This window comes from Gemmobacter lanyuensis, from assembly GCF_014652355.1.
Lineage (GTDB): Bacteria > Pseudomonadota > Alphaproteobacteria > Rhodobacterales > Rhodobacteraceae > Gemmobacter > Gemmobacter lanyuensis.
On record NZ_BMYQ01000004.1, the window covers coordinates 56,169 to 82,021 of the forward strand.

26 protein-coding genes, 1 tRNA gene and 1 riboswitch are annotated in these 25,853 nt (G+C 65.6%); of the genes, 14 read left to right on the top strand and 13 right to left on the bottom strand.

Annotated elements, in window-relative coordinates:
- Nucleotides 1-15: 15 nt before the first annotated feature.
- Nucleotides 16-114: riboswitch (TPP riboswitch) on the top strand.
- A 38-nt stretch (nt 115-152) separates the two neighbouring features.
- The 3 genes from thiB to IE101_RS08675 are packed head-to-tail and all read left to right on the top strand — an operon-like array spanning nt 153 to nt 3,308.
- A complete protein-coding gene (gene thiB / locus IE101_RS08665) occupies nt 153-1,133 on the top strand; it encodes a thiamine ABC transporter substrate binding subunit (RefSeq protein ID WP_189633434.1) in 981 nt (326 codons plus the stop codon).
- Nucleotides 1,109-2,635 carry a thiamine/thiamine pyrophosphate ABC transporter permease ThiP gene (locus tag IE101_RS08670; RefSeq protein WP_189633435.1) on the top strand — a complete coding sequence of 509 codons (1,527 nt, stop codon included), beginning with the start codon at nt 1,109-1,111 and terminating at the stop codon, nt 2,633-2,635. The genes thiB and IE101_RS08670 overlap by 25 nt, the downstream gene beginning before the upstream one ends.
- On the top strand, nt 2,625-3,308 hold the full coding sequence (locus IE101_RS08675) for a thiamine ABC transporter ATP-binding protein (RefSeq protein WP_189633617.1): 684 nt from the start codon (nt 2,625-2,627) through the stop codon (nt 3,306-3,308). Before IE101_RS08670 ends, IE101_RS08675 begins: the two co-directional genes overlap by 11 nt.
- Before the next feature lie 64 nt (nt 3,309-3,372).
- Here the strand turns inward: IE101_RS08675 and IE101_RS08680 are convergent, their stop codons facing one another.
- The 6 genes from IE101_RS08680 to IE101_RS08705 all read right to left on the bottom strand — a co-directional run bounded on the left by IE101_RS08680 (nt 3,373) and on the right by IE101_RS08705 (nt 7,375).
- Nucleotides 3,373-4,161, bottom strand: coding sequence for a cytochrome c1 (locus IE101_RS08680; RefSeq protein ID WP_189633436.1), 789 nt, complete (start codon nt 4,159-4,161; stop codon nt 3,373-3,375).
- An 18-nt stretch (nt 4,162-4,179) separates the two neighbouring features.
- The gene (gene petB / locus IE101_RS08685) at nt 4,180-5,493 is read right to left on the bottom strand and encodes a cytochrome b (RefSeq protein WP_189633437.1); all 1,314 of its coding nucleotides are present in this window, start codon (nt 5,491-5,493) and stop codon (nt 4,180-4,182) included.
- 11 nt (nt 5,494-5,504) lie between these two features.
- Nucleotides 5,505-6,071: a ubiquinol-cytochrome c reductase iron-sulfur subunit gene (gene petA, locus IE101_RS08690; RefSeq protein ID WP_189633438.1), complete on the bottom strand. Its 567-nt coding sequence runs from the start codon at nt 6,069-6,071 to the stop codon at nt 5,505-5,507.
- A 280-nt stretch (nt 6,072-6,351) separates the two neighbouring features.
- Nucleotides 6,352-6,963, bottom strand: a complete 612-nt coding sequence (locus tag IE101_RS08695) for a glutathione S-transferase (protein WP_189633439.1) — start codon at nt 6,961-6,963, stop codon at nt 6,352-6,354.
- 144 nt (nt 6,964-7,107) lie between these two features.
- Entirely contained in the window at nt 7,108-7,233 is a 126-nt protein-coding gene (gene ykgO, locus IE101_RS08700) for a type B 50S ribosomal protein L36 (protein ID WP_050521456.1), read from the bottom strand.
- 67 nt (nt 7,234-7,300) lie between these two features.
- Nucleotides 7,301-7,375, bottom strand: a tRNA-Val gene (locus tag IE101_RS08705).
- 146 nt (nt 7,376-7,521) lie between these two features.
- On the opposite strand from IE101_RS08705, the gene IE101_RS08710 reads away from it, so the two are divergent.
- On the top strand, nt 7,522-8,397 hold the full coding sequence (locus IE101_RS08710; protein ID WP_189633440.1) for an N-formylglutamate amidohydrolase: 876 nt from the start codon (nt 7,522-7,524) through the stop codon (nt 8,395-8,397).
- 2 nt (nt 8,398-8,399) lie between these two features.
- Here IE101_RS08710 and IE101_RS08715 read toward each other — a convergent pair whose 3' ends face one another.
- Together IE101_RS08715 and IE101_RS08720 are read right to left on the bottom strand one after the other, a co-directional pair.
- Nucleotides 8,400-9,653, bottom strand: a complete 1,254-nt coding sequence (locus tag IE101_RS08715; protein ID WP_189633441.1) for a DNA polymerase IV — start codon at nt 9,651-9,653, stop codon at nt 8,400-8,402.
- Nucleotides 9,654-9,730: 77 nt separating this feature from the next.
- On the bottom strand, nt 9,731-11,029 hold the full coding sequence (locus IE101_RS08720; protein WP_189633442.1) for a D-amino acid dehydrogenase: 1,299 nt from the start codon (nt 11,027-11,029) through the stop codon (nt 9,731-9,733).
- 265 nt (nt 11,030-11,294) lie between these two features.
- Here IE101_RS08720 and IE101_RS08725 point away from each other — a divergent pair, with 265 nt between their 5' ends.
- The 3 genes from IE101_RS08725 to IE101_RS08735 all read left to right on the top strand — a co-directional run bounded on the left by IE101_RS08725 (nt 11,295) and on the right by IE101_RS08735 (nt 12,844).
- Nucleotides 11,295-12,176 carry an SPFH domain-containing protein gene (locus tag IE101_RS08725; RefSeq protein WP_189633443.1) on the top strand — a complete coding sequence of 294 codons (882 nt, stop codon included), beginning with the start codon at nt 11,295-11,297 and terminating at the stop codon, nt 12,174-12,176.
- Nucleotides 12,176-12,436: an NfeD family protein gene (locus IE101_RS08730; protein WP_189633444.1), complete on the top strand. Its 261-nt coding sequence runs from the start codon at nt 12,176-12,178 to the stop codon at nt 12,434-12,436. The genes IE101_RS08725 and IE101_RS08730 overlap by 1 nt, the downstream gene beginning before the upstream one ends.
- Nucleotides 12,437-12,499: 63 nt before the next feature.
- Nucleotides 12,500-12,844: a hypothetical protein gene (locus tag IE101_RS08735; RefSeq protein ID WP_189633445.1), complete on the top strand. Its 345-nt coding sequence runs from the start codon at nt 12,500-12,502 to the stop codon at nt 12,842-12,844.
- Between the two features lie 83 nt (nt 12,845-12,927).
- Here the strand turns inward: IE101_RS08735 and pyrF are convergent, their stop codons facing one another.
- Nucleotides 12,928-13,626: an orotidine-5'-phosphate decarboxylase gene (pyrF, locus tag IE101_RS08740; RefSeq protein WP_189633446.1), complete on the bottom strand. Its 699-nt coding sequence runs from the start codon at nt 13,624-13,626 to the stop codon at nt 12,928-12,930.
- 136 nt (nt 13,627-13,762) lie between these two features.
- Between pyrF and IE101_RS08745 the strand changes: the two genes are divergently transcribed.
- Both IE101_RS08745 and IE101_RS08750 read left to right on the top strand, forming a co-directional pair.
- Nucleotides 13,763-14,533, top strand: coding sequence for a hypothetical protein (locus IE101_RS08745; RefSeq protein WP_189633447.1), 771 nt, complete (start codon nt 13,763-13,765; stop codon nt 14,531-14,533).
- A 1-nt stretch (nt 14,534) separates the two neighbouring features.
- Entirely contained in the window at nt 14,535-15,359 is an 825-nt protein-coding gene (locus IE101_RS08750) for a TolB family protein (RefSeq protein ID WP_189633448.1), read from the top strand.
- Here the strand turns inward: IE101_RS08750 and IE101_RS08755 are convergent.
- Both IE101_RS08755 and IE101_RS08760 read right to left on the bottom strand, forming a co-directional pair.
- Nucleotides 15,356-15,583: a hypothetical protein gene (locus IE101_RS08755; protein ID WP_189633449.1), complete on the bottom strand. Its 228-nt coding sequence runs from the start codon at nt 15,581-15,583 to the stop codon at nt 15,356-15,358. The two genes, IE101_RS08750 and IE101_RS08755, sit on opposite strands and share 4 nt — an antisense overlap.
- A 140-nt stretch (nt 15,584-15,723) precedes the next feature.
- Nucleotides 15,724-16,101, bottom strand: coding sequence for a hypothetical protein (locus IE101_RS08760; RefSeq protein WP_189633450.1), 378 nt, complete (start codon nt 16,099-16,101; stop codon nt 15,724-15,726).
- A 312-nt stretch (nt 16,102-16,413) separates the two neighbouring features.
- Here IE101_RS08760 and clpB point away from each other — a divergent pair, with 312 nt between their 5' ends.
- Nucleotides 16,414-19,029: an ATP-dependent chaperone ClpB gene (gene clpB, locus IE101_RS08765; protein ID WP_189633451.1), complete on the top strand. Its 2,616-nt coding sequence runs from the start codon at nt 16,414-16,416 to the stop codon at nt 19,027-19,029.
- 118 nt (nt 19,030-19,147) lie between these two features.
- Here clpB and IE101_RS08770 read toward each other — a convergent pair whose 3' ends face one another.
- A complete protein-coding gene (locus IE101_RS08770) occupies nt 19,148-19,768 on the bottom strand; it encodes a thiamine phosphate synthase (protein ID WP_189633452.1) in 621 nt (206 codons plus the stop codon).
- Between the two features lie 418 nt (nt 19,769-20,186).
- Between IE101_RS08770 and IE101_RS08775 the strand changes: the two genes are divergently transcribed.
- The 4 genes from IE101_RS08775 (at nt 20,187) to IE101_RS08790 (ending at nt 24,813) form a co-directional block, all read left to right on the top strand.
- Entirely contained in the window at nt 20,187-20,933 is a 747-nt protein-coding gene (locus IE101_RS08775; RefSeq protein ID WP_189633453.1) for an RNA methyltransferase, read from the top strand.
- Between the two features lie 75 nt (nt 20,934-21,008).
- Entirely contained in the window at nt 21,009-22,163 is a 1,155-nt protein-coding gene (gene ctaA, locus IE101_RS08780; RefSeq protein WP_189633454.1) for a heme A synthase, read from the top strand.
- Nucleotide 22,164: 1 nt separating this feature from the next.
- Nucleotides 22,165-23,634, top strand: coding sequence for a carboxypeptidase M32 (locus IE101_RS08785; protein ID WP_189633455.1), 1,470 nt, complete (start codon nt 22,165-22,167; stop codon nt 23,632-23,634).
- A 6-nt stretch (nt 23,635-23,640) separates the two neighbouring features.
- On the top strand, nt 23,641-24,813 hold the full coding sequence (locus IE101_RS08790) for an MFS transporter (protein WP_189633456.1): 1,173 nt from the start codon (nt 23,641-23,643) through the stop codon (nt 24,811-24,813).
- Here the strand turns inward: IE101_RS08790 and IE101_RS08795 are convergent.
- A complete protein-coding gene (locus tag IE101_RS08795) occupies nt 24,810-25,850 on the bottom strand; it encodes an NAD(P)/FAD-dependent oxidoreductase (RefSeq protein ID WP_189633457.1) in 1,041 nt (346 codons plus the stop codon). The two genes, IE101_RS08790 and IE101_RS08795, sit on opposite strands and share 4 nt — an antisense overlap.
- Nucleotides 25,851-25,853 lie beyond the last annotated feature (3 nt).

Below are 25,853 nucleotides of genomic sequence, written 5' to 3' on the forward strand. Positions count from 1 at the left end.
CTTTGCCCTATTTTCCGTCGCACCTCGGGGTGCCCATTGGGCTGAGACGCATCTTGCGGACCCGTTGAACCTGAACCGGTTAGGACCGGCGGAGGGAAGGTGTCCGGGCTGTCGCCCTGCTCCGTCTCCGCCCGTCGCAGATGGAGAGAGAGATGAAATCGCTCAAATTTGCCGCGGGTTTCCTGTGCATCGCCGCCCCGGCGCTGGCAGAAACCCCTGTGCTTGACGTGCTGACCTATGACAGCTTCGTGTCGGAATGGGGCCCCGGTCCCGCCATCGAAAAGGCGTTTGAGGCCGAATGCGGCTGCGATCTGCGCTTCACGCCTGCGGGCGATGGCGCGGCGCTGCTGGCGCGGCTGCAGCTGGAAGGCGCCAAGACCACGGCCGATGTGGTGCTGGGCCTTGATACCAACCTGACCGCCGCGGCGCGGGCCACGGGTCTTTTTGCGCCGCACGGCCAGACCCCGGCGCTGACCCTGCCGGTCGCCTTCGACGATGCCGAATTCCTGCCCTATGATTGGGGCTGGTTCGCCTTCGTCCATAACAAATCGCTAACCGCGCCGACCGATTTCAAGGCGCTGGCCGCCTCCGATCTCAAGATCGTCATTCAGGACCCGCGGTCCTCCACCCCTGGTCTGGGCCTGCTGATGTGGGTGAAGGCCGCCTATGGCGATGATGCCGCGCAGATCTGGACCGATCTGGCGGATAATATCGTCACCGTTACCCCCGGCTGGTCCGAAGCCTATGGCATGTTCCTGGAAGGCGAGGCCGATCTGGTGCTGAGCTACACGACATCGCCGGCCTATCACCTGATCGCCGAAGAAGATGACAGCAAGACCGCCGCCGTCTTCACCGAAGGCAACTATATGCAGGTCGAGGTCATGGGCAAACTGAAGTCCACCGACCAGAACGATCTGGCCGACAAGTTCCTGGCCTTCATGCTGTCGGATGCAGCGCAATCGGTGCTGCCGACGACGAATTGGATGTACCCGGCCAAAACCCCGGCCGAGGGCCTGCCCAAGGGGTTCGAGACGCTGGTGCAGCCGTCGAAATCGCTGCTCCTGTCGGCGGATGAGGCCGAGGCCGCCCGTCCCGCGGCGCTGGACGAATGGCGCGCCGCGCTGGCGCGCTGATCGCGGCGGGCTTGGCGTTTCTGACGCTGGGCCCGGTCGGGATCGTGATGATGCAGGCGGGGGAGGGGGCGCTCTCCTCTGCCGATTACGCGGCGCTGCGGTTTACGGTGCTGCAGGCGGCGCTGTCGGCGCTGCTGTCAGTCGCCTGTGCGGCGCCCCTCGCGCGCGCCTTGGCGCGGCGCCGGTTCCCCGGGCGCGGGGTGCTGATCGCGGCACTGGGGGCGCCGTTTCTGCTGCCCGTGCTGGTGGCGGTTCTGGGCCTTCTGGCCATCTTTGGCCGCGCGGGTGTTGTGAATGGCGCGCTGCGCGGGCTGGCCCTGCCCGAGGTTTCGATCTTCGGTCTGGGGGGCGTGCTGCTCGCCCATGTGTTTCTGAACATGCCGCTGGCCACGCGGATGATCCTGCAAGGCTGGCAAGCCATCCCGGCTGAACGTCTGCGGCTGGCGCAAAGCCTTGGCTTCCGGCCCGCCGATCACTGGCGGCATATCGAACGGCCGATGCTGCGCGATGTGGTGCCGGGCGCGCTGCTCGCGGTCTTTGCCATTTGTCTGTCGAGCTTTGCGGTGGTGCTGGTTCTTGGAGGCGGGCCTTCGGCCACGACCATCGAACTTGCAATCTATCAGGCGGTGCGCTTTGAATTCGATTTGCCGCGGGCGGCGATGCTGGCGCTGTTGCAGGTGACGGTCTGCGGGGGCGCGGTGGCGGTGGCTGCCTGGATGACCGCGCCGGGTGGCTTTGGTGCGGGGCTGGACCGGGCGTTGGAGCTGCACCCGCCGCGCGGTTGGCGGCGGCTGGCCGATGCGGGCGTGATCCTGCTGGCGGCGGCCTTTCTGGCGGGGCCGCTGGTGGCGGTGCTGCTGCGTGGCCTGCCGGGGCTGATGGCGCTGCCCCATGCGGTTTGGCCCGCGCTGATGACCTCGCTTCTGGTTGCGGTGCTGGCGGCGCCGCTGGCAGTGGGGTCGGCGCTGGCGCTCGCGCTCGGGCGGGCGCAGGGGACGCGCTGGCTTGAACCCGCGGCGATGCTGCCGATGGCAGGGTCGCAGCTGGTGCTGGGGACGGGGCTCTTTCTGATGATCTTTCCCTTCGCTTCACCCGCTGCGGTGGCGGTGCCGGTGACGGTGCTGGTGACGGCGATCATGGCGCTCCCCTTTGCCTATCGCATGCTTGCGCCAGAGGCGCGGGCCTTGGTTGCCGATTATGGGCGGCTTGCCGGGTCGCTGAACCTGCGGGGTATGGCGGCGCTGCGCTTGCTGGTGATCCCGCGCCTGCGCCGCCCGCTGGGCTTTTCCCTGGGCCTGACGGCGGCGCTGGCGGTGGGGGACCTGGGGGTGATCGCGCTTTTTGCGACCGAGGATGGAGCCACCCTGCCGCTGGTCATTTCGCGGCTGATGGGCTCCTATCGCATGACGCAGGCCGCGGGGGCGGCGCTGCTTCTGGTCATCTGTGCCTTCGGGCTTTTCTGGATCTGTGACAGGTGGGGCCGTGGCGGAACTGAGGATTGAGCAGCTGGTGCTGCAACAGGACGATTTCCGCCTGACCGCCGACTGGTCGGCGCCTGCAGGCCGGCGTATTGCGGTGATCGGGCCTTCGGGTGCGGGGAAATCCACGCTGCTGAACGCGCTGGCGGGGTTCTTTCCCGCCGCCTCGGGGCGTGTGCTGTGGGACGGGCAGGACATCAGCCGCCTTGCCCCCGGCGACCGGCCGCTGTCGATGCTGTTTCAGGACCAAAACCTGTTTCCGCATCTGACGGTGGCGCAGAATATCGGGCTGGGGCTTGATCCTTCGCTCCGCCGGGTCGATGCCGCGCGGGTTGAGGCGGTCATGGCGCGCGTGGGGCTGTCGGGCCTTGGTGGGCGCAAACCGGCGCAGTTGTCGGGGGGGCAGCAAAGCCGCGTCGCGCTGGCGCGGGCCTTGCTGCGGTCGCGGCCGATCCTGCTGCTGGATGAACCCTTTGCCGCGCTTGGCCCCGCGCTCAAGGCCGAGATGCTGGCGCTGGTGGCCGAAACCACCGCCGATGCGCTGGTTCTGATGGTGACGCATGACCCCGGCGATGCCCGGCAGTTCGCCGATGAAACGGTGTTGGTGGCCGAGGGGCTGGTCCATCCGCCGCGCGATACCGCGGCCCTTTTTGCCGATCCGCCGCCCGCGCTGGCGGCCTATCTGGGGCGGGCCTGAAGGCAAGACATGAAAAAAACCCCGCGGTCGCCCGCGGGGTTTTTTCTTTTCTGCAAAGACCGGATCAGGCGGTCTTTTTGCCTTTCACACCGGCCCAGAGCTTCTTGTTCGTCAGATACAGCAGCGTCGAGAGTGCGACGAGGAACAGCACCGCGACAAAGCCCATGTGCTTGCGCGCCATCAGCTTGGGTTCAGCGGTCCACATCAGGAAGGCCGAGACGTCCTGCGACATCTGGTCGACGGTGGCCTTGGTGCCATCGGCATAGGTCACCAGATCGTCCGACAGCGGCGCAGGCATCTTGATCCAGCCGGTCGAGAAGGCGTGGTTCTCATAGAACTCCGAACCGGCCTCGGTCTTGGTCTCGCCGGTGTAGCCGGTGAGAATGGCGTGGATGTATTCCGGGCCACCCATACCGTTGACCAGCTGGCTGATCCCGGTGCCATAGGGGCCGTGGAAGCCCGCACGGGCCTTGGCCATCAGCGACAGGTCGGGCGCACCGGCGCCGGTATTGGCGGGGAACTTGTCCGCCGGAACGGCCGCACGCTCTTCGCCGGTTTCCTTGTCGATGACGGTCAGGGTCGCGGCATAGGCGCGAACCTGATCTTCCGGCAGCTCGGGGCCACCTTCATCGGCCAGGGTGCGGATCGGCACGAACTTCAGCCCGTGGCAGGCCGAGCAGACTTCGGTGAAGACCTGAAGGCCGCGCTGCAGCTGGTGCTTGTCGAACTTGCCGAACGGCCCTTCGAACGAGAAATCAACGTCCTCGATATGCGCGGTGCCGCCGGCAGCCATGGCCGAACCCGAACCCAGAACCAGAGCAGAGAGCGCGGTGATTGCGATTTTGCGAAGCATCTCAGTCACTTCCTTCTCTTACTCGGCCGCGTGGGGGTAGTGGGCCTTGAAGTCTTCCTCGATCGTTGCCGGGATCGGCAGCGGCTTTTCGATCACGCCAAGCAGCGGCAGGATCACGAGGAAATAGGCGAACCAGTAGGTGGCGGCGATGAGCGAGATCCAGTCATAGGGGAACTCGGTCGATTGGGCGCCAACCCACATCAGGACGATGAAGTCCACGACCAGCAGGGCGAACCACCATTTGAACATGGGGCGGTATTTGCCCGAACGCACCGACGAGGTGTCCAGCCAGGGGGCCAGAGCCATCACGGCGATGGCGCCGAACATGGCCAGCACGCCGAAGAATTTCGCGTCCACGATGCCGAAGGTGATGAACTGCACGAATTGAACGGCCCAGACGTCGGCGGTGAAGGCGCGCAGGATCGCGTAGAACGGCAGGAAGTACCATTCCGGCACGATATGGGCCGGGGTCGCGAGCGGGTTCGCCTCGATGTAGTTGTCGGGGTGGCCCAGGTAGTTCGGCATGAAGCCCACGATGGCGAAGAACACCACCATGATCACGGCCAGCGCGAACAGGTCCTTGATCACGAAGTAGGGGAAGAAGGGAACGGTGTCCTTCTTGGCCTCTTCCTTCGAGGTACGACGGACTTCGACGCCGGTCGGGTTGTTGTTGCCGGTGGTGTGGAAGGCCCAGATATGGACGGCGACCAGCGCGGCAATGATGAAGGGCAGCAGGTAGTGCAGCGAGAAGAAGCGGTTCAGCGTGGCATTGTCCACGGCCGGTCCGCCCAGCAGCCAGGCCTGGATGTCCGGGCCGATGCCCGGGATCGCGCCGAAGAGGCCGGTGATCACGGTTGCACCCCAGAACGACATCTGGCCCCAGGGCAGCACATAGCCCATGAAGGCGGTACCCATCATGACGAGGTAGATCAGCATGCCGATGATCCAGGTCACTTCACGCGGGGCCTTGTACGACCCGTAGTAGAGACCGCGGAAGATGTGCAGGTAGACGGCCACGAAGAACAGCGAAGCGCCGTTCGCATGCAGGTAACGGATGGCAAAGCCGCCGTTCACGTCGCGCATGATGTGTTCGACCGACGAGAAGGCCAGATCGACATGGGGCGTGTAGTGCATGACCAGCACGATGCCGGTGATGATCTGCAGAGCGAGGCAGAAGGTCAGGATGATGCCCCAGATCCACATCCAGTTCAGGTTCTTGGGCGTGGGGATCATCAGCGTGTCATAGGCCAGCCCGACAATGGGAAGGCGCTTGTGCAGCCACTGTTCGAAGCCCGTCTTGGGCTCGTAATGGTCGTGCGGAATTCCGGCCATCGGTCTCTCCCTCAGCCCAGCTTGATGGTGTTAGGATCGGTGAACTGCGCCACCGGCACAGGCAGGTTGCGCGGCGCGGGCCCTTTGCGGATGCGCCCGGCGGTATCGTAGTGCGACCCGTGGCAGGGGCAGAACCAGCCACCGAAATCACCGGCACCATCGCCCAGCGGCACGCAGCCGAGATGGGTGCAGACGCCCATCATCACCAGCCATTCGCCCGCTTCGTCCAGCGTGCGGTTCGCATCCGATGCGTCGGCGCCCGGATCGGCGAGGTTGGCGTTCTCGGCGGCGGTATCCACCAGCTCGGACAGCTGCACCTTGCGCGCGGCTTCGATCTCTTCCGGGGTGCGGCGACGGATGAAGACCGGCTTGCCCAGCCATTTCACGGTCAGCTGCGAACCCACGGCCACGCCCGACACATCGACATAGATCGAGGCAAGGGCGCGCACGTCGGCGGAGGCGTTCATCTGATTGACCAGCGGCCAGACGGCCGCCCCGGTCGCCACTGCGCCGGCACCGGCCGTGGCGTAGTACAGGAAATCCCTGCGGGTGCCTGCGTGATCTTCTGCGTGGGACACGAGATCTTCTCCCTCTCAAGGGCCGCCTCATGCGACCCATGCAAAATCAGTGGCCGCGGTTGCCCGCAGCCTTGATGGGCGGGTTTTAGCCAAGCGACCCTGCCACGTCCAGCGGTCAAAGGCGCGCAGGCAGGTGGATTGCGCGCTTTTGTCATTGTGTGGCCTTGAAGGCGCGCATGCGCTTCCTATGGGGGCGCTAACGGACGGGGCAGGGGGATGGGCCGGGCCGGGCGGCGTACCGGCCGCCGGGGCCGCCGCGAAGGTGCCTGACGATTCGGGATCAGGCCTGCGGCGGGCGGCTGATCTGCATCGAGGGGCGGGCCGAAAACTCTGCCTCCCATGCCGCCAGATGCGGATGCGCGGCGCGCCAGCCACGGTCGGCATGACGAAAATCGAGGTATCCCAGCGCGCAGCCCACCGCGATCTGCCCCATGTCGAGCGGACCGTTCAGATGGGCCATCCAGCGCTCTTCGATCGCCCCCAGTGCGCGGGCGATCTTGCCCCATTGCCCTTCGACCCACGGGGAATGGCGCCGCTCCTCGGGGCGGACACGGCCTTCGTAGACCATCAGCAGCGCGGCATCCAGAACGCCGTCCGCTGTCGCCTCAAGCGTCAGCGTTTCCCACAGTTTCGGCGCGGCGGGGTAAAGGCCCGTTCCTGCACGGTCATCCAGATAGCGGCAGATCACACGGCTGTCATAGATCGCGGGGCCGTCCTCGCGCTCCAGCGCGGGGATCTTGCCCAGCGGGTTCTGATCCAGCGGCATATTGCCCGGATCGACCGGGGTGCCGGACACCGGCACCAGATCGACCTGATCGGCCAACCCCATTTCATGAAGCGCGACCATGACCTTCCGCACATAGGGCGAGGTGGGTGAATGATAGAGCCGCATATTGCCCCCCGAGGTGATCGATTCGGGTTCAGCATAAGACGGCCCATTCCGGCAGGGAACCTATGTGCGCAATCCGTGGGCAGAAAAGAAAAAGACCGCCGGGTTTCCCGCGGCGGTCTTTTTTGCATTTCTGCGGCTGAAGCCTCAGCCCTGACGGGCTTTGTAGCGCTTCTGCGTCTTGTTGATCACATAGACGCGGCCCTTGCGGCGCACGACCTGGCAGTCGCGGTGACGCAACTTCAGCGAGCGGAGCGAGTTCTTGACCTTCATGGCCGTCTCCTTTTCGCGGCGCGCGTGCGCCTTGAATTCAAAATGCCTTCTTGCGAAAGCGGTGAAATGGTGGGCGGTACTGGGATCGAACCAGTGGCCACTACGATGTCAACGTAGTGCTCTACCGCTGAGCTAACCGCCCACACGCCGTCCGGTTCTGCCACTGCAACCTTCGTCAAAGTCGAAAGCTGCGGGCCGTTCCGCCTCGGTGAAGGGGTCTATAAATAGAGTCGCCGAGGTGTTCAAGAGGGTTTCGGCAGACAAAATTTCCGCGCTATAGCTTTTCTTATGAGTTTCAGGACCGCAACAGCAGCCTTTGAACTGATCCGCCCGCTGCGGCAGGAAACCCCCTTGGTGTTTTCCTCGCCGCACAGCGGCCGGGCCTATGCGCCCGAATTCCTGCAGCGCGCGCAGCTGGATGCCTTGGAAATAAGGTCTTCGGAAGATGCATTCGTGGATGATCTTTTCGCCTCGGTGCCGGGGCGGGGGGCGCCCTTCCTCAAGGCCAATGCCCCGCGCGCCTATCTGGACCTGAACCGCGCCGCGGATGAACTGGACCCCGCATTGATCGAAGGTCTGGTCCGCGCGCCGCATAATCCGCGAATCTCTTCGGGTCTGGGGGTGATTCCCCGCGTCGTGGCGCAGGGCCGCCCGATCTATCATGGCAAGATCACCCGTGCCGAGGCCGATGACCGCATTGCCCGCGTCTGGCGGCCCTATCACGCGGCGCTTCAGGGGTTGATGGAAGAAACGCTGCAAACCTTTGGCGAGGCGGTGTTGATCGACTGCCATTCCATGCCGCATGAGGCGATCGAGACGCAGGGCCGCCCCGGCGCCCTTCCGCCCGAGGTGGTGCTGGGCGACCGGTTTGGTGCCGCAGCCAGCCGCGATGTGACCGACCGGCTGGAAATGGCCTTCCGGCGCGCCGGGCTGCGGGTGGCGCGCAATGCGCCCTTTGCGGGCGCCTATATCGCGCAGGCCTATGGCCGACCCTCGCGCCGGCAGCATGTGGTGCAGGTGGAAATCGACCGCGCGCTTTACCTTGATGAGGCACGGGTGGCCAAACGTCCCGATTTTGCGGCCTTCCAGCAGCTGATCGAGGGTGTCCTTTCCGAAGTCATCGCGGCGTTCCGCCCCGGGCGGACAGCCCTGGCGGCCGAATAGGCTTAGCGCAGGGCGCGGCCCTTGATGATGGCATCCCGCCCGAATCGCGCGCGGATGGCATCGGTCGCCTGTTCGGCGCGGGCGCGGGTCACCGCCTGCGGGTCGAGCAGATCGCCCCCCGCATCCGCCGCACTGCCCGGCGCAAGATCCGACAGCCCCACCCCGATCAGCCGATAGGCCGCCCCCCCCGGCACCTGATCGAACAGCGCGCGCGCCTCGCGATACAGACGGTCGGCCATTTGGGTGGGGCTGGTCAGGCCGTGGCGGCGGGTGATCTGGGTGAAATCCGCGCGCTTGAGCTTGAGCGTCACGGTCCGCCCCGACAGATCCTTGGCCTTGGCGCGGTCGGCCACCTGCACCGAGAGGCGCCACAAATGACCATCCAGCAGATCGCCATCCTGCGTGTCTTCGTTGAAGGTGGTTTCCTTGGAAATCGACTTGAGCTTTTCATCGCGGCTCACGCGGCGGCGGTCCTGCCCGCGCGCCAGATGCCAGAGCCGGTCGCCCATCTGGCCGAACCGCGCGACCAGATCGGCCTGATCCCAGCGCAAGAGATCGGCGATAGTGCGGATGCCCGCGCGTTCCAGCGCGGCCTGCGTGGCGGTGCCCACGCCCCAGATGATGCGAACCGGGCGGGGTGTCAGGAAATCGGCCGTCTCGGCCCGGCCGATGATCGAAAACCCGCGCGGCTTTTCCAGATCCGAGGCGATTTTGGCCAGAAACTTGTTGTGCGACAGCCCGACCGAGCCGGAAATCCCCAGCTCCGTCTCCATCCGCCGGATCAGCCGCGCCAGCATCACCGCCGGGGGCGCCCCGTGCAGGCGCGCGGTGCCTGTCAGATCAAGGAAGGCCTCATCGAGGCTGAGCGGTTCGATGGCGGGGGTCAGATCCTCCATCATCTGGCGGATCTGGCGTGACACCTCGGCATAGACCTGCATCCGCGGGCGTACCACCACCGCCTCGGGGCAGAGCTTCAGCGCCTGAAACATCGGCATGGCCGACCGCACCCCGGAAATCCGCGCAATATAGCAACAGGTCGAAACCACCCCGCGCGTGCCGCCCCCCACGATCACGGGCTTGTCGCGCAGCCCCGGATTGTCGCGCTTTTCGACCGAGGCATAAAAGGCGTCGCAATCCATATGCGCGATGGACAGATCGAACAGTTCGGGATGCGACAGAATACGCGGCGACCGGCACTGCGGGCAGCGCGGGCCGGTGTCAAAGCAGGTCAGGCAGGAACGGCACAGGGCGGGCATGGTGCAATCTACCACGCCCGCCCGTGAAGGTGAGGGGCAAAAAACGGGGGCCGGGCGAACCCGGCCCCCCCGATGCCTCACTCGGCCGGGACGGGGCGCAGCACCGGGGAAGTGGCGCGTTTGCCCTCATACCGTGCATAGCCGAGGTCGGCATGTTCGATCTCTGGCACGCGACCCGAAATCAGATCCGCCAGCAGACGGCCCGAGCCGCAGGACATCGTCCAGCCCAAGGTGCCGTGGCCGGTGTTGAGGAACAGGTTCGGAATGGGCGAACGGCCCACGATCGGCGTGCCGTCGGGCGTCATCGGGCGCAGGCCGGTCCAGAATTCGGCCTTGGACTGGTCGCCCGCGCCCCCGAACAGGTCTTCCACCGAATGGGTCAGCGTGGCCTGCCGCTTGGGGTTCAGCGACAGGTCAAAGCCCGCGATTTCGGCCATGCCGCCCACGCGGATACGGTCGCCCAGACGGGTGATGGCAATCTTGTAGGTTTCGTCCATCACGGTGGACACCGGCGCGCGGTCGGCATCGACGATCGGCACGGTGATCGAATAGCCCTTGAGCGGATAGACCGGCAGCTTGATACCCAGCGGGGCCGCAAGGAAGGGCGAATAAGACCCCATCGCCAGCACGAAGCTGTCGGCATGGACACGGCCTTCCGAGGTCTCGACCGAGGACACGCGCCCCATTTCCACATTCAGCCGCTGGATCGACACGCCCCAGCGGAACTTGACGCCCGCGGCGGCGGCCATATCGGCCAGACGGTTGGTGAACTTGAAGCAATCGCCGGTTTCATCGCCCGGCAGACGCAGCCCGCCCATGATCTTGTCGGCCGAAGCGGCAAGCCCCGGTTCGGCGGCCACGCAGCCCGCGCGGTCCAGCACCTCGAAGGCCACGCCGTCTTCGCGCAGCACCTCGATGTCCTTCGCGGCGCCTTCCACCTGCTTTTGCGTCCGGAACAGCTGCAGCGTGCCCTGGGTGCGTTCGTCATAGGTGATGCCGGTTTCAGCGCGCAGCTCGCCCAGACAATCGCGCGAATATTCCGCCAGCCGCACCATGCGCGATTTGTTCACGTGATAGGCCTCGGCGGTGCAGTTCATCAGCATCTTCGCCATCCACGACAGTTTGGCGAAGTCCGGGCGCGGCTGGATGACCAGCGGTGCATGCTTCTGGAACATCCACTTGACCGCCTTGAGCGGGATGCCCGGCGCAGCCCAAGGGGCGGAATAGCCGGGGCTGACCTCACCGGCATTGGCAAAGCTCGTTTCCAGCGCCGGGGCGGCCTGACGGTCGATCACCGTCACCTCATGCCCCTGACGCGCCAGATACCAGGCCGAGGTGACACCGATGACGCCCGCACCGAGGATGACGATTTTCATGGCCCGCTCCGCCGTTAAACTGTTGTGAGAGAATGATACCTTTCCGCCATGGGATTTCTTGGCGTTCTCTGTCGCGGCGCGAGCCTTCTTTCGAAGAAATCTGCGGCAAGTGGCGTCATGATGGTGGAAATTTCTGCACCTGTCCAATCAGGCGCAAGATTGCAGCGCCATATCGTCCAATCGCGGCGGAATCATCTGCCTCTTGCTTGTGCGGTTTGTGAAGTCCATCCTGACCACATCATTTCAGTGCGGAGTTTCAGGGACCATGAACAACCAAGCCCTTCTGGGCGGCAATGCGATTTTCCTCGCCCTTGCGGCCTTCATCATCCTCTGCATCTTCCTTGGGGTCCGCATCGTGCCCCAAAGCCAGAAACATGTGGTCGAACGCTTTGGCAAACTGCGCGCGGTGCTGGGGCCGGGGATCAACTTTGTCGTGCCCTTCCTCGACCGGATCGCGCACAAGGTTTCGATCCTGGAACGTCAGCTGCCCAATGCGATGCAGGATGCCATCACCGCCGACAACGTGCTGGTGAAGGTCGAAACCTCGGTCTTCTACCGCATCATCGAACCGGAAAAGACCGTCTACCGGATCCGCGATGTGGATGCCGCCATTGCCACCACCGTCGCCGGGATCGTCCGCAGCGAGATCGGCAAGATGGAGTTGGATCAGGTGCAATCGAACCGCGCCGATCTGATTTTCAAGGTGCGCGAGCAGGTCGCCGCCATGGTCGATGACTGGGGGATCGAGGTCACGCGCGCCGAGGTTCTGGACGTGAACCTCGACGAGGCCACGCGCGCCGCCATGCTGCAGCAGCTGAACGCCGAACGCGCCCGCCGCGCCCAGGTGACCGAGGCCGAGGGCAAGAAGCGCGCGGTCGAGCTGAATGCCGAGGCCGAGCTTTACGCCGCCGAACAGCAGGCCAAGGCCCGCCGCGTGCTGGCCGATGCCGAAGCCTATGCCACCGGCGTCATCGCCGAGGCGATCAAGCAGAGCGGGCTTGAGGCGGCGCAATATCAGGTCGCGCTGAAACAGGTCGAGGCGCTGGCCGAGGTCGCCAAGGGCGACGGAAAGCAGACGATCCTGCTGCCCGCCCATGCGCTGGATGCCTTTGCCAATGCCTTCGGGATGCTGAAGGGGCGCGGCTGATGGTCTGGTGGCTCTGGGTCGTGGCGGGCTTTGCCCTGGGCATCGTCGAGGTGATCCTGCCCGGCTATGTCTTTCTGGGCTTTGCCTGCGGCGCCGTGCTGGTGGGGCTGGTGCTGTGGACGGGCTGGATTGCGCTGTCGCTGGCCGCGCAGATCGCGGTGTTCGCCGTTGTGTCGCTGGGGGCCTGGCTGGGATTGCGGGCGCTGTTCCCGTTCCAGCGCGGGTCGGTCAAACACTGGACGCGGGACATCAACGACTGAGCGGGAACCTTTGCGGCGCCCGGCGGGTTGGTCAATCGGATACCCTGAACCTGGGAGAACGAGATGGCTGATATCCGCAGAACCGACGTGCCCCCGTCGTCGACAAACATCCAGGCCGAGTCGCGCAGCTCGGGCGGGATGGGGGTGATCCTGTTCATTCTGGGCGGGGTGATCGCGCTTCTGGCCGTGCTGTGGTTCGCACAGACCCCGGATCGCGATGCGACCCCTGCGCCGATCGTGCAGGAAGAGGGCGATGTGAACACCACGATCGAGGCGCCTGATCCCACCGCCCCGAACACCGAGCCTGAACCCCCGGTCCCCGCGGACCCGGTGCCTGACAGCCCGTCGCCCGCCGATCCGGTGACACCACAGCCTGAGGCGACGACGCCCCCGGCCACCAACAACTGAACCTAGGCAAAAGGGCGGCCCGATGGACCGCCCTTTTTCATTTCGCCAAGCTTCATAGGCTTGGTCGGGCAGCGACCCTTGGCTCAGCCGCGCGGCGGCAGCTCGGCCACGACGGCGGCGGCGGCGGCGCGCGGGTCGTCGGCCTTCCAGATCGGGCGCCCCACGACGATGTGGTTGGCGCCATCGCCAATCGCCTGTGCCGGCGTGGCCACGCGTTTCTGATCGCCAAGCGCGGCCCCTGCCGGGCGCACCCCCGGCGTCACGATCAGCTTGCCCTTGGCTTGCGGCAGGGCGCGGATCATTGCGGCCTCTTGCGGGCTGGCGATCACGCCATCGGCCCCGGCCTCCAGCGCGCGGGCGGCGCGCTCCAGCGTGATCTCGTGGATATCGCCGGGGATGATCAGGTTTGCATCTAGATCCGCCCGGTCGAGCGAGGTCAGGACCGTCACCGCAAGGATCTTGAGGTCAGTCCCGCCCTTGCCCTCGGCCGCGGCGCGCACGACCTGCGGGTCGCCATGCACGGTCAGGAAATCCAGCCCGTGCTGGGCAATGCCGCGCACCGCCGCCTCGATCGTGGCGCCGATGTCGAACAGCTTCATGTCCAGAAAGACGCGCTTGCCCTGTTCATGCTTCAGCTCATTGGCCAGCGCGAAGCCGCCGCCCGTCAGCATCCCCAGCCCAATCTTGTAAAAGCTGGCCGCATCCCCGATGCGATTGGCAAGGTCGAGCCCCTGCACCACGTTCGGCACGTCGAGTGCCACGATCAGACGGTCGTCGCTCATGCGGGGCTCCTTATGAAAGATGGCGGGGGTTTGCGGCGGGCTTGGGCGCATGTCAAGCACCGCCAGCCCCTTCAGGCGCGATTGACAGGGGCCGGGGCCGCGTGGTCGAGTCTTGGAAAACATTTTGAGGCCTTTCATGCAGATCAACCTCAGTTTCGACCGCCCGGAAGAGGGGCCTGACTCTGGCCCGGTGACGGTCGGCTGGTTCCTGACCAGCGACAAGGGCGCGATCCTTTATGATGCGCCCGAACGCGTCAGCTATCGCCAGACGAACCGCAGCCACTCGAAATCGGCCAGCCGCTGCCCCGCGGTGATCCAACTGGAAAGTCGCTATTTCATGGTGAAATGCCCGTTTGACATCCACATCGGCTTTGGCCGCGATGACAAGGGCAAACCGCATCTGATCAACCGGGCGGGAACGGCCTCCAGCATCCGCGGCAACAAGCTGGGCGAGGTGCTGACCCTGGTCAACGAAGCCGAATGGCGCTATCCCGACCGGCCCACCATCCAGCTGTCGCTTCCTTACTGCTTCATTGCGGATGAGACGGTCTATGTGACGCAGCTGTCGGCTTTCATGCATTACCGCCCCGATCCGCTGCCCGGCACCATCTTTGGCGGGCGCTTCCCGCTGAACATCTGGCCGCGGCCGCTGATGTGGGCCTTTGAATGGCATGACCCGACCAAGGACATCATCCTGCGCCGGGGCGAGCCGCTGTTCTATGTCCAGTTTGAGGCCAATGGCCCGGACCGACCGGTGCAGCTGGTGCAGGCCGAGCGCACGCCGGAACTGCAAACCTATATGGAACAGATCGGTGGCGTGGTGAATTACGTCAACCAGACCTTCGGCCTGTTCAAGGCGGCCGAGGCGATGCGCCCCGCCAAGCTGCTGAAACGCAAGGAGGACTGAGGTGGCCACCAGCTGGCGGTCGTCGCTTGAGGTCTATGATCTGGCGCGCGGCACGGTGCGGGTGGTCTTTCGCACCCCCCGCCTGATCGAGGCGCCGAACTGGCACCCGTCCGGCGGATTTCTGGTGAATGGCGAGGGGCGGCTCTGGCACTTGCCGGAAGGCGCCGGGGCGTTGCAGCCCATCGACACCGGGCCGCTGACCCGCTGCAACAATGACCACGGGTTTCTGCCCGATGGGCGCATCATCTTTTCCTGCCACGCGGCCGATCAGGGATCGGGCATCTATGTGCTGGAGCGTGACGGCCCCCGCCTGATCCTGTCAGACCGGCCTAGCTGGTGGCATGCGGCGCGGGGCGATTGCATCGCCTATGCCTGCGCGCGCGGGGGGGACCGGGTGGTGCGGATCGCCGAGATAGACCTGAGGACCGGGCAGGAACGGGTGCTGACACCAGGCCGCGCGCATCATGACGGGCCGGATTATTCAGCCTGCGGCGATTTCCTCTGGTTCAACAGCGATGCGACGGGTCATGCCCAGATCTGGCGGATGCGGCGCGACGGGTCAGAGGCTGTGCAGGTCTTTGCCGATGACCGGGTGAACTGGTTCCCGCATCCGTCGCCCTGCGGCGCGCATGTGCTGTATCTGTCCTATCCACCGGGGACCGAAGGCCACCCGCGCGACCTGCCCGTGACGCTGTGCCTGATGACACCCGAAGGGAAAAACCGCCGCCAGATCCTTGACCTGTTCGGCGGGCAGGGCAGCATCAACGTCCCTTGCTGGGCGCCGGACGGATCGGCCTTTGCCTTTATGCGCTACGCCCGGACCTAGTGCTGGCTCGGCAGCGGGTTCACATGGATCAGCCGCCGCAACAGGCCGCTGATCAGCGTGCGGCGCGCGGGCTTGGTGACGGCGTATTTTTCGGCGATGGCACGGGCGCGGGCCTCTTCCCGCAGCCGAAGTTCATGCCAGATGCCGGTCTGGCAGCCCTGAATGTCCGGCAGGCCCGTGGCCGATTTGCGTCCGGCGGTCTTGGGGCGGGCGGAGGCAGTCATCGGCGCGAACTCCTGACAAACGGTGGTATGAATTCGGATCTTGCAGTCCAAAAAACGTAGCACGCGGTTCAAACGGGTTCGTGATGTCAGGAGTCGGGGTTTGAATATCCGAAGGGATGGAGGCGCCTATCCCGGCGCAATCAGGCGGGCATGCCGGGCCGTGGAATACGCTGCGGTAGCGGCTCGCCCCAGACCGAAACGTGAACCTCGGGCGGTCCGTCACCGGCCAGATGTTCGGGCGTCAGGCTGACGATTCGCAGCCGCAGCGGGCTGGGCGTCGCAAGCCAAGGCTGCAAAAGCCGTTCTGCATGGGGGCCAAGATGGCCAAGCGCCAGGTGCCGCTGCCGGGGCAGCAGGCCCAGAAACATCTTCTCCACCACAGCAAAGAGCGCGAGCCGCCCGTCTTCTTGCGGATGGATCAACACCGGATCGTTGAGGCACAGACCACTGCGCCGCACATCCAGCCGCAATCCGTGGACGCGTGTCTTGTGCAGAATGGGGCGAAAGCTGTGGGTCATGCGTGCCTTTCCAGATGAAGGGAAAAGCCCGGATCGGGCTGCGCGCGAGGATCGGCCCCCCGGGCGACGGTGACAAGCGTCAGGGGCGCACCGCCGCATCGGGCCGCGGCTTTCTGCTGGAATGAACCTCCGCCATCGGCAAGGAAAGGACCGTCCGGCCCCGCGGGCGGAAACCCGCGCGAAAATCTTTGCGCCGGATCAAGGAAGGGTTCTTGCGGCCGCTTCAGACTGCCCCCATGTCATGCCCAAGGCCGACAGCGCCGTGCCTTTCGGGGGCGGCGCGCAGCGGTGCTTTGATAAGGAGAGATGCCGATGAATTTGGAGAAATTCACGGAACGGTCGCGCGGTTTCCTTCAGGCCGCCCAGACGATCGCCATGCGGGAAAGCCACCAGCGTGTGCTGCCCGACCACCTTCTGAAGGCCCTCATGGATGATGATCAGGGGCTGGCCTCGAACCTGATCCGCCGCGCGGGCGGGTCGCCCGAACGGGTGATGGAGGCCGCGAACGCGTTGATCGCCAAGCAGCCCAAGGTTTCGGGCGGCGAAGGGCAGACCTATATCGACCCCAGCCTCGTGCGCGTGCTGGATGAGGCTGAAACCGTCGCCAAGAAGGCGGGGGACAGCTTTGTTCCGGTGGAACGCCTGCTGACGGCGCTGGCGCTGGTCAATACCCGGGCGCGCGATGCGCTGACGGCGGGCGCGGTCACGGCGCAATCGCTCAACGCTGCGATCAACGATATCCGCAAGGGCCGCACGGCAGATAGCGCCTCGGCCGAAGATACGATGGAGGCGTTGAAGAAATACGCCCGCGACCTGACCGAGGCCGCAGCCGAGGGCAAGATCGACCCGATCATCGGCCGGGATGAGGAAATCCGCCGCGCCATGCAGGTGCTGTCGCGCCGCACCAAGAACAACCCGGTGCTGATCGGCGAACCCGGCGTCGGGAAAACCGCGATTGCTGAAGGCCTTGCGCTGCGCATCGTCAATGGTGATGTGCCCGAAAGCCTGCGCAACAAGAAGCTGATGGCGCTGGATATGGGCGCGCTGATCGCCGGGGCGAAATACCGCGGCGAATTCGAGGAACGTCTGAAGGCCATTCTCAAAGAGATCGAGAATGCCGCGGGCGAGATCATCCTGTTCATCGATGAAATGCACACGCTGGTCGGCGCGGGCAAATCTGATGGTGCGATGGATGCCGCGAACCTGATCAAACCGGCGCTGGCGCGCGGTGAACTGCATTGCGTCGGGGCAACCACGCTGGATGAATACCGCAAATATGTGGAAAAGGACGCGGCCTTGGCCCGTCGTTTCCAGCCGGTGATGGTGTCCGAGCCGACGGTGGAAGACACGATCAGCATCCTGCGCGGGATTAAGGAAAAGTATGAACTGCACCACGGCGTGCGGATCAGCGACTCGGCCCTTGTTGCGGCGGCAACGCTGTCGCACCGCTACATCACCGACCGTTTCCTGCCCGACAAGGCCATCGACCTCGTGGATGAAGCGGCAAGCCGCCTGCGCATGGAAGTTGACAGCAAGCCAGAAGAGCTTGACGCGCTGGATCGTCAGATCCTGCAGCTGCAGATCGAGGCCGAGGCCCTGAAGAAAGAGGATGATGCCGCCAGCAAAGACCGGCTGGAGAAGCTGGAAAAGGAACTGGCCGACCTGCAACAGAACTCGGCCGAGCTGACCGCGAAATGGCAGGCCGAACGTGACAAGCTGGAGGCCAGCCGCGACCTGAAGGAACAGCTCGACCGCGCCCGCGCCGAACTGGAACAGGCCAAGCGCGAAGGCGACTTCGCCAAGGCCGGTGAGCTGCAATATGGCCGCATCCCGGGGTTGGAAAAGCAGCTGGCCGAGGCCGAGGCCCGTGAGGGCGAGGCGCTGGTCGCCGAAGCCGTGCGTCCCGAACAGATCGCCGAGGTGGTGGAACGCTGGACCGGCATCCCCACCACGAAGATGCTGGAGGGCGAGCGCGAGAAACTGCTGCGGATGGAGGAAGAGCTGGGCCAGCGCGTCATCGGCCAGCGGCAAGCGCTGCAGGCTGTGGCCAATGCCGTTCGCCGGGCCCGCGCAGGGCTGAATGATGAAAACCGCCCGCTCGGGTCGTTCCTGTTCCTCGGGCCGACCGGGGTCGGCAAGACCGAACTGACCAAGGCCGTCGCCGAATATCTCTTCGACGATGAAACCGCCATGGTCCGCATCGACATGAGCGAATTCATGGAGAAGCATTCGGTCGCGCGGCTGATCGGCGCCCCTCCGGGTTATGTCGGCTATGATGAGGGCGGTGTGCTGACCGAAGCGGTCCGCCGGCGTCCCTATCAGGTTGTCCTCTTCGACGAGGTGGAGAAAGCCCATCCCGACGTTTTCAACGTGCTGTTGCAGGTGCTGGATGACGGCATCCTCACCGATGGTCAGGGCCGGACGGTCGACTTCAAGCAGACGCTGATCGTGCTGACCTCGAACCTTGGGGCGCGGGCGTTGAGCGAGCTGCCCGAAGGCGCCGACAGCAGCGCTGCGCGTCGCGAAGTGGAAGAGGCCGTGCGGGCGCACTTCCGCCCCGAATTCCTCAACCGTCTGGATGAGCAGATCATCTTTGACCGCCTTAACCGCGCCGATATGGGCGGGATCGTCGAAATCCAGCTGAAACGGCTGGAGAAACGCCTGGCCGCGCGCAAGATCACGCTGGCGCTGGATGAAGGCGCCAAGGCTTGGCTTGCGGATGAAGGCTATGATCCGGTGTTCGGCGCACGTCCGCTGAAACGCGTGATCCAGCGCCACCTGCAGGACCCGCTGGCCGAGATGATCCTGGGCGGCGATGTGCTGGACGGCACGACCGTCGCCATCACGGCGGGCCCCGAGGGGCTGATCCTTGGCGACCGGGTCATCGCCTCGCACCGCGGCAAACCTGCCGAGGCGCGCGTTCACTGAGACGGAAAAGGGGGCCGGAAGCGGCCCCCTTTTTTCAAGGCGCGACCCGGTCAGCGCATGCACAGACCCGGCCGGTCAAGGTCGCGCCCGCCCCTATGATCAGCGTGCGCGCGAGGGCTCAGCCAAGCGGGGCGAGCAAGGCCTGCAGGCCCGCCGCAGCGTCCTCGGTCTTCCAGATCTCCTCCCCCACACCAAAGAAATCGGTATAGGGGCCGAGCTTTTCGACCAGCGCAGTGGTCAGGGCGCCTTCGGCCACGATCGGGATCTCGATCATCTCGGACCACCACTGGAACAGGTCCAGTTCGGCCCGCGACCCGTCACCAAGCGGGGTTTCGCCCACCGGGCCGAACGCGGCGTAATCGGCCCCGGCTTCGGCGGCAGCCATGCCCTCATGTCGCGTCGTCCCGCAGAAGGCGCCGATAATGGCATCCTCACCCAGATCCTTGCGGAGCTTGCGGATATTGCGGGCGCCATCGGTCAGGTGGACGCCGTCCAGCCCGAGACGCTCGACCAGTAGGGCGTGCTGCTCAATCACCAGCGCCACATCCCGGGCATGGGCCACCTCGCGCAGCGCATCGGCCGCGCGGGCAACGTTGTCCTCGTCTCGGCTGGCAAGGGCAAGACGCACACAGGCAACCTCGACCGCGTCCAGGACACCTGCCAGACGTGCCGGGAAGACCTCAAGGTCAAATGCCGGAGGGGTGACAAGGTAGATCTGAGGGCGTTCTGCTTCGGACATGGTTGAAATCCAGCTGAGGTTTGGGGCGCTTTAGCGGTTTTCCTCGGCCTTGGCTACCACGCAGACAAGAAACAGAAAGGGGCTATCCGCCCCCTCTGGACCTGCGGCCCATTCACCCCCGAGGATATTTGGACAACGGGAAGGACATAAGTGCGAGGTCAGCCCCTGCCGGGAGATCAGATCAAGCCGACAGGGGCCTTCCCGTTGACGGTCATCGGCGTCCCCGCCTGTACCGTCTCATCAGACTGACTGAAATGGGTTAAGCAAGTATGAACACTCCTCCAGTTCCCGTTGTCCAAATATCCTCGGGGGTGCGGGGGCAGACAGCCCCCGCTGCTTCTCTGCCATCCCGCGCCTGCCCTTGTTTCCTTGTGGTGTCCGGCGTATCAGGCCCGGCGTGCTGAAAGGGACAAAGCCCATGATCGACCCTGCCATCATCCTTGTCCGCCCCCAGATGGGCGAAAACATCGGCGCGGCGGCGCGGGCGATGCTGAACTTCGGTCTGACGCGGATGCGGGTTGTGGGGCCGCGCGATGGTTGGCCCAACCCCAAGGCGGTGGCCATGGCCAGCGGTGCCGGGCGGGTCCTCGATCAGGCGGGGCTTTTTGCCGATGTGCCCGCCGCGATTGCGGATTGTGATTTCGTCTTTGCCACCACCGCGCGGGGGCGTGAGCTGACCAAACCCGTGATGACTCCGGAACGGGCGATGGAATATGCCCGCGCGCTCTCGGCCGAGGGCAAGCGGGTCGGCATTCTCTTTGGTCCGGAACGCGCGGGGTTGGAAAATGAGGATGTCGTTCTGGCCAATGCCATCATCACTGTTCCGGTGAACCCGGAGTTTCCCTCGCTCAACCTCGGGCAATGCGTGCTGCTGATGGGCTATGAATGGGGCCGTAAGAAGCAGGAGGTCGCGCCCGAGGTGATGAACTTCGCGCGCACCGAATACGCGCAGGCGCATGAGATCGAGGCGCTGGCCCGGCATTTCGAAGAGCGGCTGGAGCTTGCGGGTTTTTTCTTCCCGCCGGCCAAAGCCCCGGGGATGAAGGTCTCGCTTCGCAACATGTGGTCGCGTTTGCCGCTGACCACGGCTGAGGTGCGGACTTTCCACGGCATGCTGCGCCAGATCGCCTTCAAGCTGGGCGAGGGCGGGCAGAAGAAACCCTGAGCGCGCAACTTCCCGCGCGCCCTTGAACCCCGGCAGGGTGAGGCCTAGTCTCCGCCGCAAGGAATGGAGACGCCGATGGCACAGAAACGCAGCATCTTTGAAGAAGTCGGGGCCGATACCCGGCCTGTCCCCCCCGCGACGCCGGGGCTGATCGACCGTGGCCAAGGTGGCGCGCGCGGCGCGATCCGGATGTGGCTTGTGCTGATCTTCGTTCTGGTGGCGAGCATGATTGTCGTCGGCGGGCTGACCCGACTGACCGACAGTGGCCTGTCGATCACTGAATGGAAGCCGGTCACGGGTGCGCTGCCGCCGATGACCGATGCCGCCTGGTCCGAGGAATTCGCCAAATATCAGGCCAGCCCCGAATATCAGCTGCAGAACAAGGGGATGGAGCTTGCGGCCTTCAAATCCATCTTCTGGTGGGAATGGGGGCATCGTCAGCTGGGCCGGGTGATCGGTCTGGTCTGGGCGCTGGGCTTTGTGGGCTTTCTGGCCGCGCGCAAGATCCCGGCCGGGTGGACGGGGCGTCTTTTGGGCCTTGGGGCGCTGGGCGGGCTTCAGGGCGCCATCGGCTGGTGGATGGTGTCTTCGGGTTTGAAGGGCGAGATGGTCGATGTGGCCTCGTATCGGCTTGCCACGCATCTGGGGATCGCCTTTGTCATTCTGGGATTGACGGCCTGGTATGTCCTTCTTCTGGGGCGTTCCGAGGCCGAGCTGTTGCAGGCCCGCCGCGCGCGGGAGGGCAAGCTTTTCAGCCTCTCGACCGGTCTCATGCATTTTGCCTTCCTGCAGATCCTGCTGGGGGCGCTGGTGGCGGGGATTGACGCGGGCCGCGCCTTCCCGACCTGGCCCGACATGAACGGCCAGTTCTTCCCGGCGGATGCCTTCTATGTGCCGGGGCGTCCGCTTTGGGCGGCCTTCTTCGAAAATCCGGGCCTGGTGCAGTTCATGCACCGCATGGCGGGCTACCTGCTGGTGGCCTTTGGCGTCGTGGTCTATCTGCGCGGCCGCAAATCCGCCCATGGCGCCACGCGCACGGCCTTTCTGGCGATCCTCTGCATGCTGATCCTGCAGATGGTGCTGGGCATCGTCACCGCGCTGACCGCCGCACATTTGCATGTGGCGATCACCCATCAGCTGGGCGCCATCCTTCTGTGGGTGCTGATCCTGCGGGCCCGCTATCTGTCGCAATACCCGGTTGCCGGGTCGATCCGTGAAGGGACGCAGTAACATGACCGCATTCGATGAGCTGATGGCCTTCCAGCGCGAAACCGAGGCGCTGGCGCAGATCGCGGGCCGGTTGGGCTGGGATCAGGAAACCATGATGCCCCGCGGCGCCGCCGATCAGCGTGGCGAGGAAATGTCAGCCATCGAGGGCGTCCTGCACGCCCGCCGCACTGATCCGCGCGTGGCCGAATGGTTGGCCACCGCCGAGCCGCAGGATGACGAAGACCGCGCGCAACTGCGCCAGATCCGCCGCGCGCATCAGCGGGCGACGAAGATCCCGGCCGAGCTGGCGCAAAAGCTGGCCCGCGTCACCTCGACCGCGCAGGGCATCTGGGCCGAGGCCCGGGCCGCCGACCGGGTTGAGGATTTCCTGCCCACCTTGGCCGAGGTCATCGCCCTGAAGCGCGAAGAGGCAGCGGCCCTTGCGGCGGGCGGCAATCTTTATGATGCGCTCATGGATGATTACGAACCGGGCGCCACGGCAGAGACGATCGGCGCCATGTTCGACCGCATGCGCCCGCGTCTGGTGCGTCTGCGCGCCGCCGTGCTGGAGGCCGCGCCGCCCCCGAAGCTGGACCACCATTTCGGTGAAAACGCCCAGCTGCGCTTTGCGCGCGATCTGGCGGCGACCTTCGGCTATGATTTCACCCGCGGGCGGCTGGATCTGGCGGTGCATCCCTTCAGCTCGGGGTCGGGGAATGATGTCCGCATCACCACCCGCGTGGTCGAGAAAGACCCCTTCAACTGCTTCTATTCAACCATCCACGAAGTCGGCCATGCCTGCTATGAACTGGGGATTGATCAGGATTACCTGCTGACGCCCTTGGGCAACGGCGTGTCTATGGGTGTCCATGAAAGCCAGAGCCGGATCTATGAAAACCAGCTGGGTCGCAGCCCCGCCTTCACCGGCTGGATGTTCCGCCAGATGCTGGATCGCTTCGGCGATTTCGGCGTCGCCGGCCCCGAGGATTTCGCCCGCATCGTCAACCGAGTGCAGCCCGGTTTCATCCGGACCGAGGCCGATGAGGTGCATTACAACCTCCATGTGATGATGCGCTTCGATCTGGAACGCGCGTTGATCCGCGGGGATCTGCAGGTGCGTGATCTTGAGGCCGCTTGGAACGACCGCTTCCTTGCCGATTTCGGCGTGGCGGTGGACCGTCCTTCCAACGGCATGCTGCAGGATGTGCATTGGTCCTGCGGGCTGTTCGGCTATTTCCCCACTTACACGTTGGGGAATGTCTATGCGGGCTGCCTGCATCATACCCTGCGCGAGGCGATCACCGATCTGGATGATCATCTGTCGCGCGGCGATCTGGCCCCGGCGACGGGTTGGCTGCGCGAACATGTGCAGCGCCATGGCGGGCTTTACCTGCCGCGCGACACGATCACCCGCGCCTGTGGCTTCACGCCCAGCGAGGGGCCGCTGCTTGACTATCTCGACGCCAAATTCGGCGCGCTTTACGGGCTGTAAGTGCGGATGCAGGGCAGGGCGGTCTGGGCGCTGGCGCTTGGCCAGACCCTGACCTATGCGACGCTCTACTACGGCTTCGCCGCCCTGCTGCCGCATCTGGAGGCGGCGACCGGCTGGACCAAGGCGCAGCTGGCCGCTGGCCCGACGCTGGCCTTTCTGGTGACGGCGGTGCTGACCCCGCTGACCGGCCGTCTGGTGGACCGCGGTCTGGGCGGAGAGATGCTGGTGATCCTGCCCGCCGTGGGCGCAGGGGGCCTTGCCCTTCTGACGCTGGCGCCGACGCCGCTGGTCTGGGTGTTGCTTTGGGCCGTGATCGGGCTGGCGCAATCAGGCAGCCTATACGAAACCTGTTTCGCCTTCCTGACGCGTAGACTGGGTGATGGCGCGCGTGCGGCCATCACGCGGATCACGCTGGTCGCGGGACTGGCCTCAACCCTTGCCTTCCCCTTGGGCAGCCTTCTGGGCAGTGCCCTTGGCGGGCGCGGGGCGCTGCTGGCCTTTGCGGTGCTGGGCGTGGTGACGGTGGTCCCACTGAACCTTTGGGCGGTGCGGGTGCTGCGCCGGTCAGACCGTGCAGGCGGGGGCCGTGCCGTGCCGCAGCCGGGCCTGCTGGCCCGCGCCATGCGCCAGCCAGCCTTCTGGCTGATCGCGGCCATCTTCGGGGCGATCTGGCTGAACCACGCGATTCTGATCACCTATGCGCTGACGCTGTTTGAAAGTCAGGGCGCCACCCCGGCCACGGCGGTTCTGGCGGCAAGCTGCATCGGGCCGTCGCAGGTGATCGGGCGGCTGGCGCTGATGCTGAACGAAGCGCGGGTTGATAACCGCATGGCCACACGGCTAGCGTTGGGGTCGATCCTGCTGGCGGCGGCGCTGCTGCATCTGGCCGGGGCAGCGCCGCTGCTGATTTTCGGCTTTGCCATGGCGCAGGGGGCAGGGGCGGGGCTTTTGTCGATCCTCCGCCCTGTGCTTCAGGCCGAAAAGCTGGGGCGTGAGGGCTTTGGCGTTGTCTCTGGCGCGATTGCGGTGGCGCCCATCCTTGCCACCGCCGCCGGGCCTTCGGTCGGCGCGGCGCTGCTGGATTGGGGGGGCGCGGACGGGGTTATTGCCGCCTGTGCCGCCCTTGGCGGGGGCGGCCTGCTGCTGGGCATATGGTTGACCCGCCGCCTGCAGGCCTAAAGGCTGTCTTCGACGCGGAAGCCGGGCGGGATGGCATCTTCGCCGGTCAGGATCAGCCGGGCCATGACCTCGGCCACCTTGGGCGCCATGCCAAAGCCGATCTTGAAGCCGCCATTGGCGATGAAATGGCCGGGGCGGTCGGGCCAGGCCCCCAGCATTGGCGCCCGCGACCGCGCGCGGGGCCGCAGACCGGCCCAGCGATCCACCACCGGCGCCCCGGCAAGACAGGGCAGCGCCGCCACGGCGCGAGCATGCAGGTCATCCAGCTGTGCGTCGGTCGCGGTCGGATCGTCATAGTCCCGCTCGGAGGTCGAGCCGATAGCCACGGTCCCATTCGCATGGGGCACGATATGCAGCCCGTCAACATAAAGCTGCGCCTTGTCAGCGGCCTCGAACCGCAGGCTCAGCGCCTGACCTTTCACGCCGTTGCCCACAGGCCGCCCCAGCGCGGCCGACAGATCCTGCAACCCCGCAGCGCCCGTGGCATGTAGGACAATCCCCTCATCCTCGGCCGCGCCCAGCACGATCTCGGCCCCTTTCGCGCGCAGCGCCGCCACGAGGGCCGCCGCCGCCATGCGCGGATGCAGCCGCGCCGACAGCGTGTCATGGATCAGATGGCCGCTGGGGCTGACAGGTTCCCAGGTGGCGCCCGTGGCGGGCACCACCTGCCACAGCGCCTTCCCGGCCCAGAGTGTTGCCGCCGATTGCGCCCGCTCTGCCGCCTTGGCCATGGCCCCGGCATCGGTCAGCGGCTGCAGCCGCCCCGACCGGGCATAGCCACTGGGCTGTCCACCCGCCACCTCGACCCCCGCCCAGAAATCGGCAGCCATCAACAGGCTTTCCAACTGAAACTGTTTCTTGGGGTTCCAGTTTTCCGGCATATGCGGCGACAGGGCGCCCACCAGCCCGCCCGAGGCCCCCGCCCCGATGCGCGCGGTTTCCACCAGCCGCACCCGCGCGCCGCCCTGCACCAGCGCCCAGGCACAGGCCAACCCGAAGATTCCGCCGCCCCGCACCGTCACATCGCAGCTTGCCATTCC

Bases quoted from the DNA above. Each gene is read 5' to 3' on its own strand.
- IE101_RS08680 (WP_189633436.1), bottom strand. From the start codon at position 4,161: ATGCTTCGCAAAATCGCAATCACCGCGCTCTCTGCTCTGGTTCTGGGT.
- IE101_RS08745 (WP_189633447.1), top strand. From the start codon at position 13,763: ATGCAGATCAACCTCAGTTTCGACCGCCCGGAAGAGGGGCCTGACTCT.
- pyrF (WP_189633446.1), bottom strand. From the start codon at position 13,626: ATGAGCGACGACCGTCTGATCGTGGCACTCGACGTGCCGAACGTGGTG.
- ykgO (WP_050521456.1), bottom strand. From the start codon at position 7,233: ATGAAGGTCAAGAACTCGCTCCGCTCGCTGAAGTTGCGTCACCGCGAC.
- IE101_RS08695 (WP_189633439.1), bottom strand. From the start codon at position 6,963: ATGCGGCTCTATCATTCACCCACCTCGCCCTATGTGCGGAAGGTCATG.
- IE101_RS08720 (WP_189633442.1), bottom strand. From the start codon at position 11,029: ATGAAAATCGTCATCCTCGGTGCGGGCGTCATCGGTGTCACCTCGGCC.
- IE101_RS08715 (WP_189633441.1), bottom strand. From the start codon at position 9,653: ATGCCCGCCCTGTGCCGTTCCTGCCTGACCTGCTTTGACACCGGCCCG.
- IE101_RS08785 (WP_189633455.1), top strand. From the start codon at position 22,165: ATGACCGCATTCGATGAGCTGATGGCCTTCCAGCGCGAAACCGAGGCG.
- thiB (WP_189633434.1), top strand. From the start codon at position 153: ATGAAATCGCTCAAATTTGCCGCGGGTTTCCTGTGCATCGCCGCCCCG.
- IE101_RS08670 (WP_189633435.1), top strand. From the start codon at position 1,109: ATGGCGCGCCGCGCTGGCGCGCTGATCGCGGCGGGCTTGGCGTTTCTG.
- IE101_RS08725 (WP_189633443.1), top strand. From the start codon at position 11,295: ATGAACAACCAAGCCCTTCTGGGCGGCAATGCGATTTTCCTCGCCCTT.
- IE101_RS08755 (WP_189633449.1), bottom strand. From the start codon at position 15,583: ATGACTGCCTCCGCCCGCCCCAAGACCGCCGGACGCAAATCGGCCACG.
- IE101_RS08775 (WP_189633453.1), top strand. From the start codon at position 20,187: ATGATCGACCCTGCCATCATCCTTGTCCGCCCCCAGATGGGCGAAAAC.
- IE101_RS08770 (WP_189633452.1), bottom strand. From the start codon at position 19,768: ATGTCCGAAGCAGAACGCCCTCAGATCTACCTTGTCACCCCTCCGGCA.
- IE101_RS08710 (WP_189633440.1), top strand. From the start codon at position 7,522: ATGAGTTTCAGGACCGCAACAGCAGCCTTTGAACTGATCCGCCCGCTG.
- IE101_RS08790 (WP_189633456.1), top strand. From the start codon at position 23,641: ATGCAGGGCAGGGCGGTCTGGGCGCTGGCGCTTGGCCAGACCCTGACC.
- ctaA (WP_189633454.1), top strand. From the start codon at position 21,009: ATGGCACAGAAACGCAGCATCTTTGAAGAAGTCGGGGCCGATACCCGG.
- clpB (WP_189633451.1), top strand. From the start codon at position 16,414: ATGAATTTGGAGAAATTCACGGAACGGTCGCGCGGTTTCCTTCAGGCC.
- IE101_RS08730 (WP_189633444.1), top strand. From the start codon at position 12,176: ATGGTCTGGTGGCTCTGGGTCGTGGCGGGCTTTGCCCTGGGCATCGTC.
- petB (WP_189633437.1), bottom strand. From the start codon at position 5,493: ATGGCCGGAATTCCGCACGACCATTACGAGCCCAAGACGGGCTTCGAA.
- IE101_RS08760 (WP_189633450.1), bottom strand. From the start codon at position 16,101: ATGACCCACAGCTTTCGCCCCATTCTGCACAAGACACGCGTCCACGGA.
- IE101_RS08795 (WP_189633457.1), bottom strand. From the start codon at position 25,850: ATGGCAAGCTGCGATGTGACGGTGCGGGGCGGCGGAATCTTCGGGTTG.
- IE101_RS08735 (WP_189633445.1), top strand. From the start codon at position 12,500: ATGGCTGATATCCGCAGAACCGACGTGCCCCCGTCGTCGACAAACATC.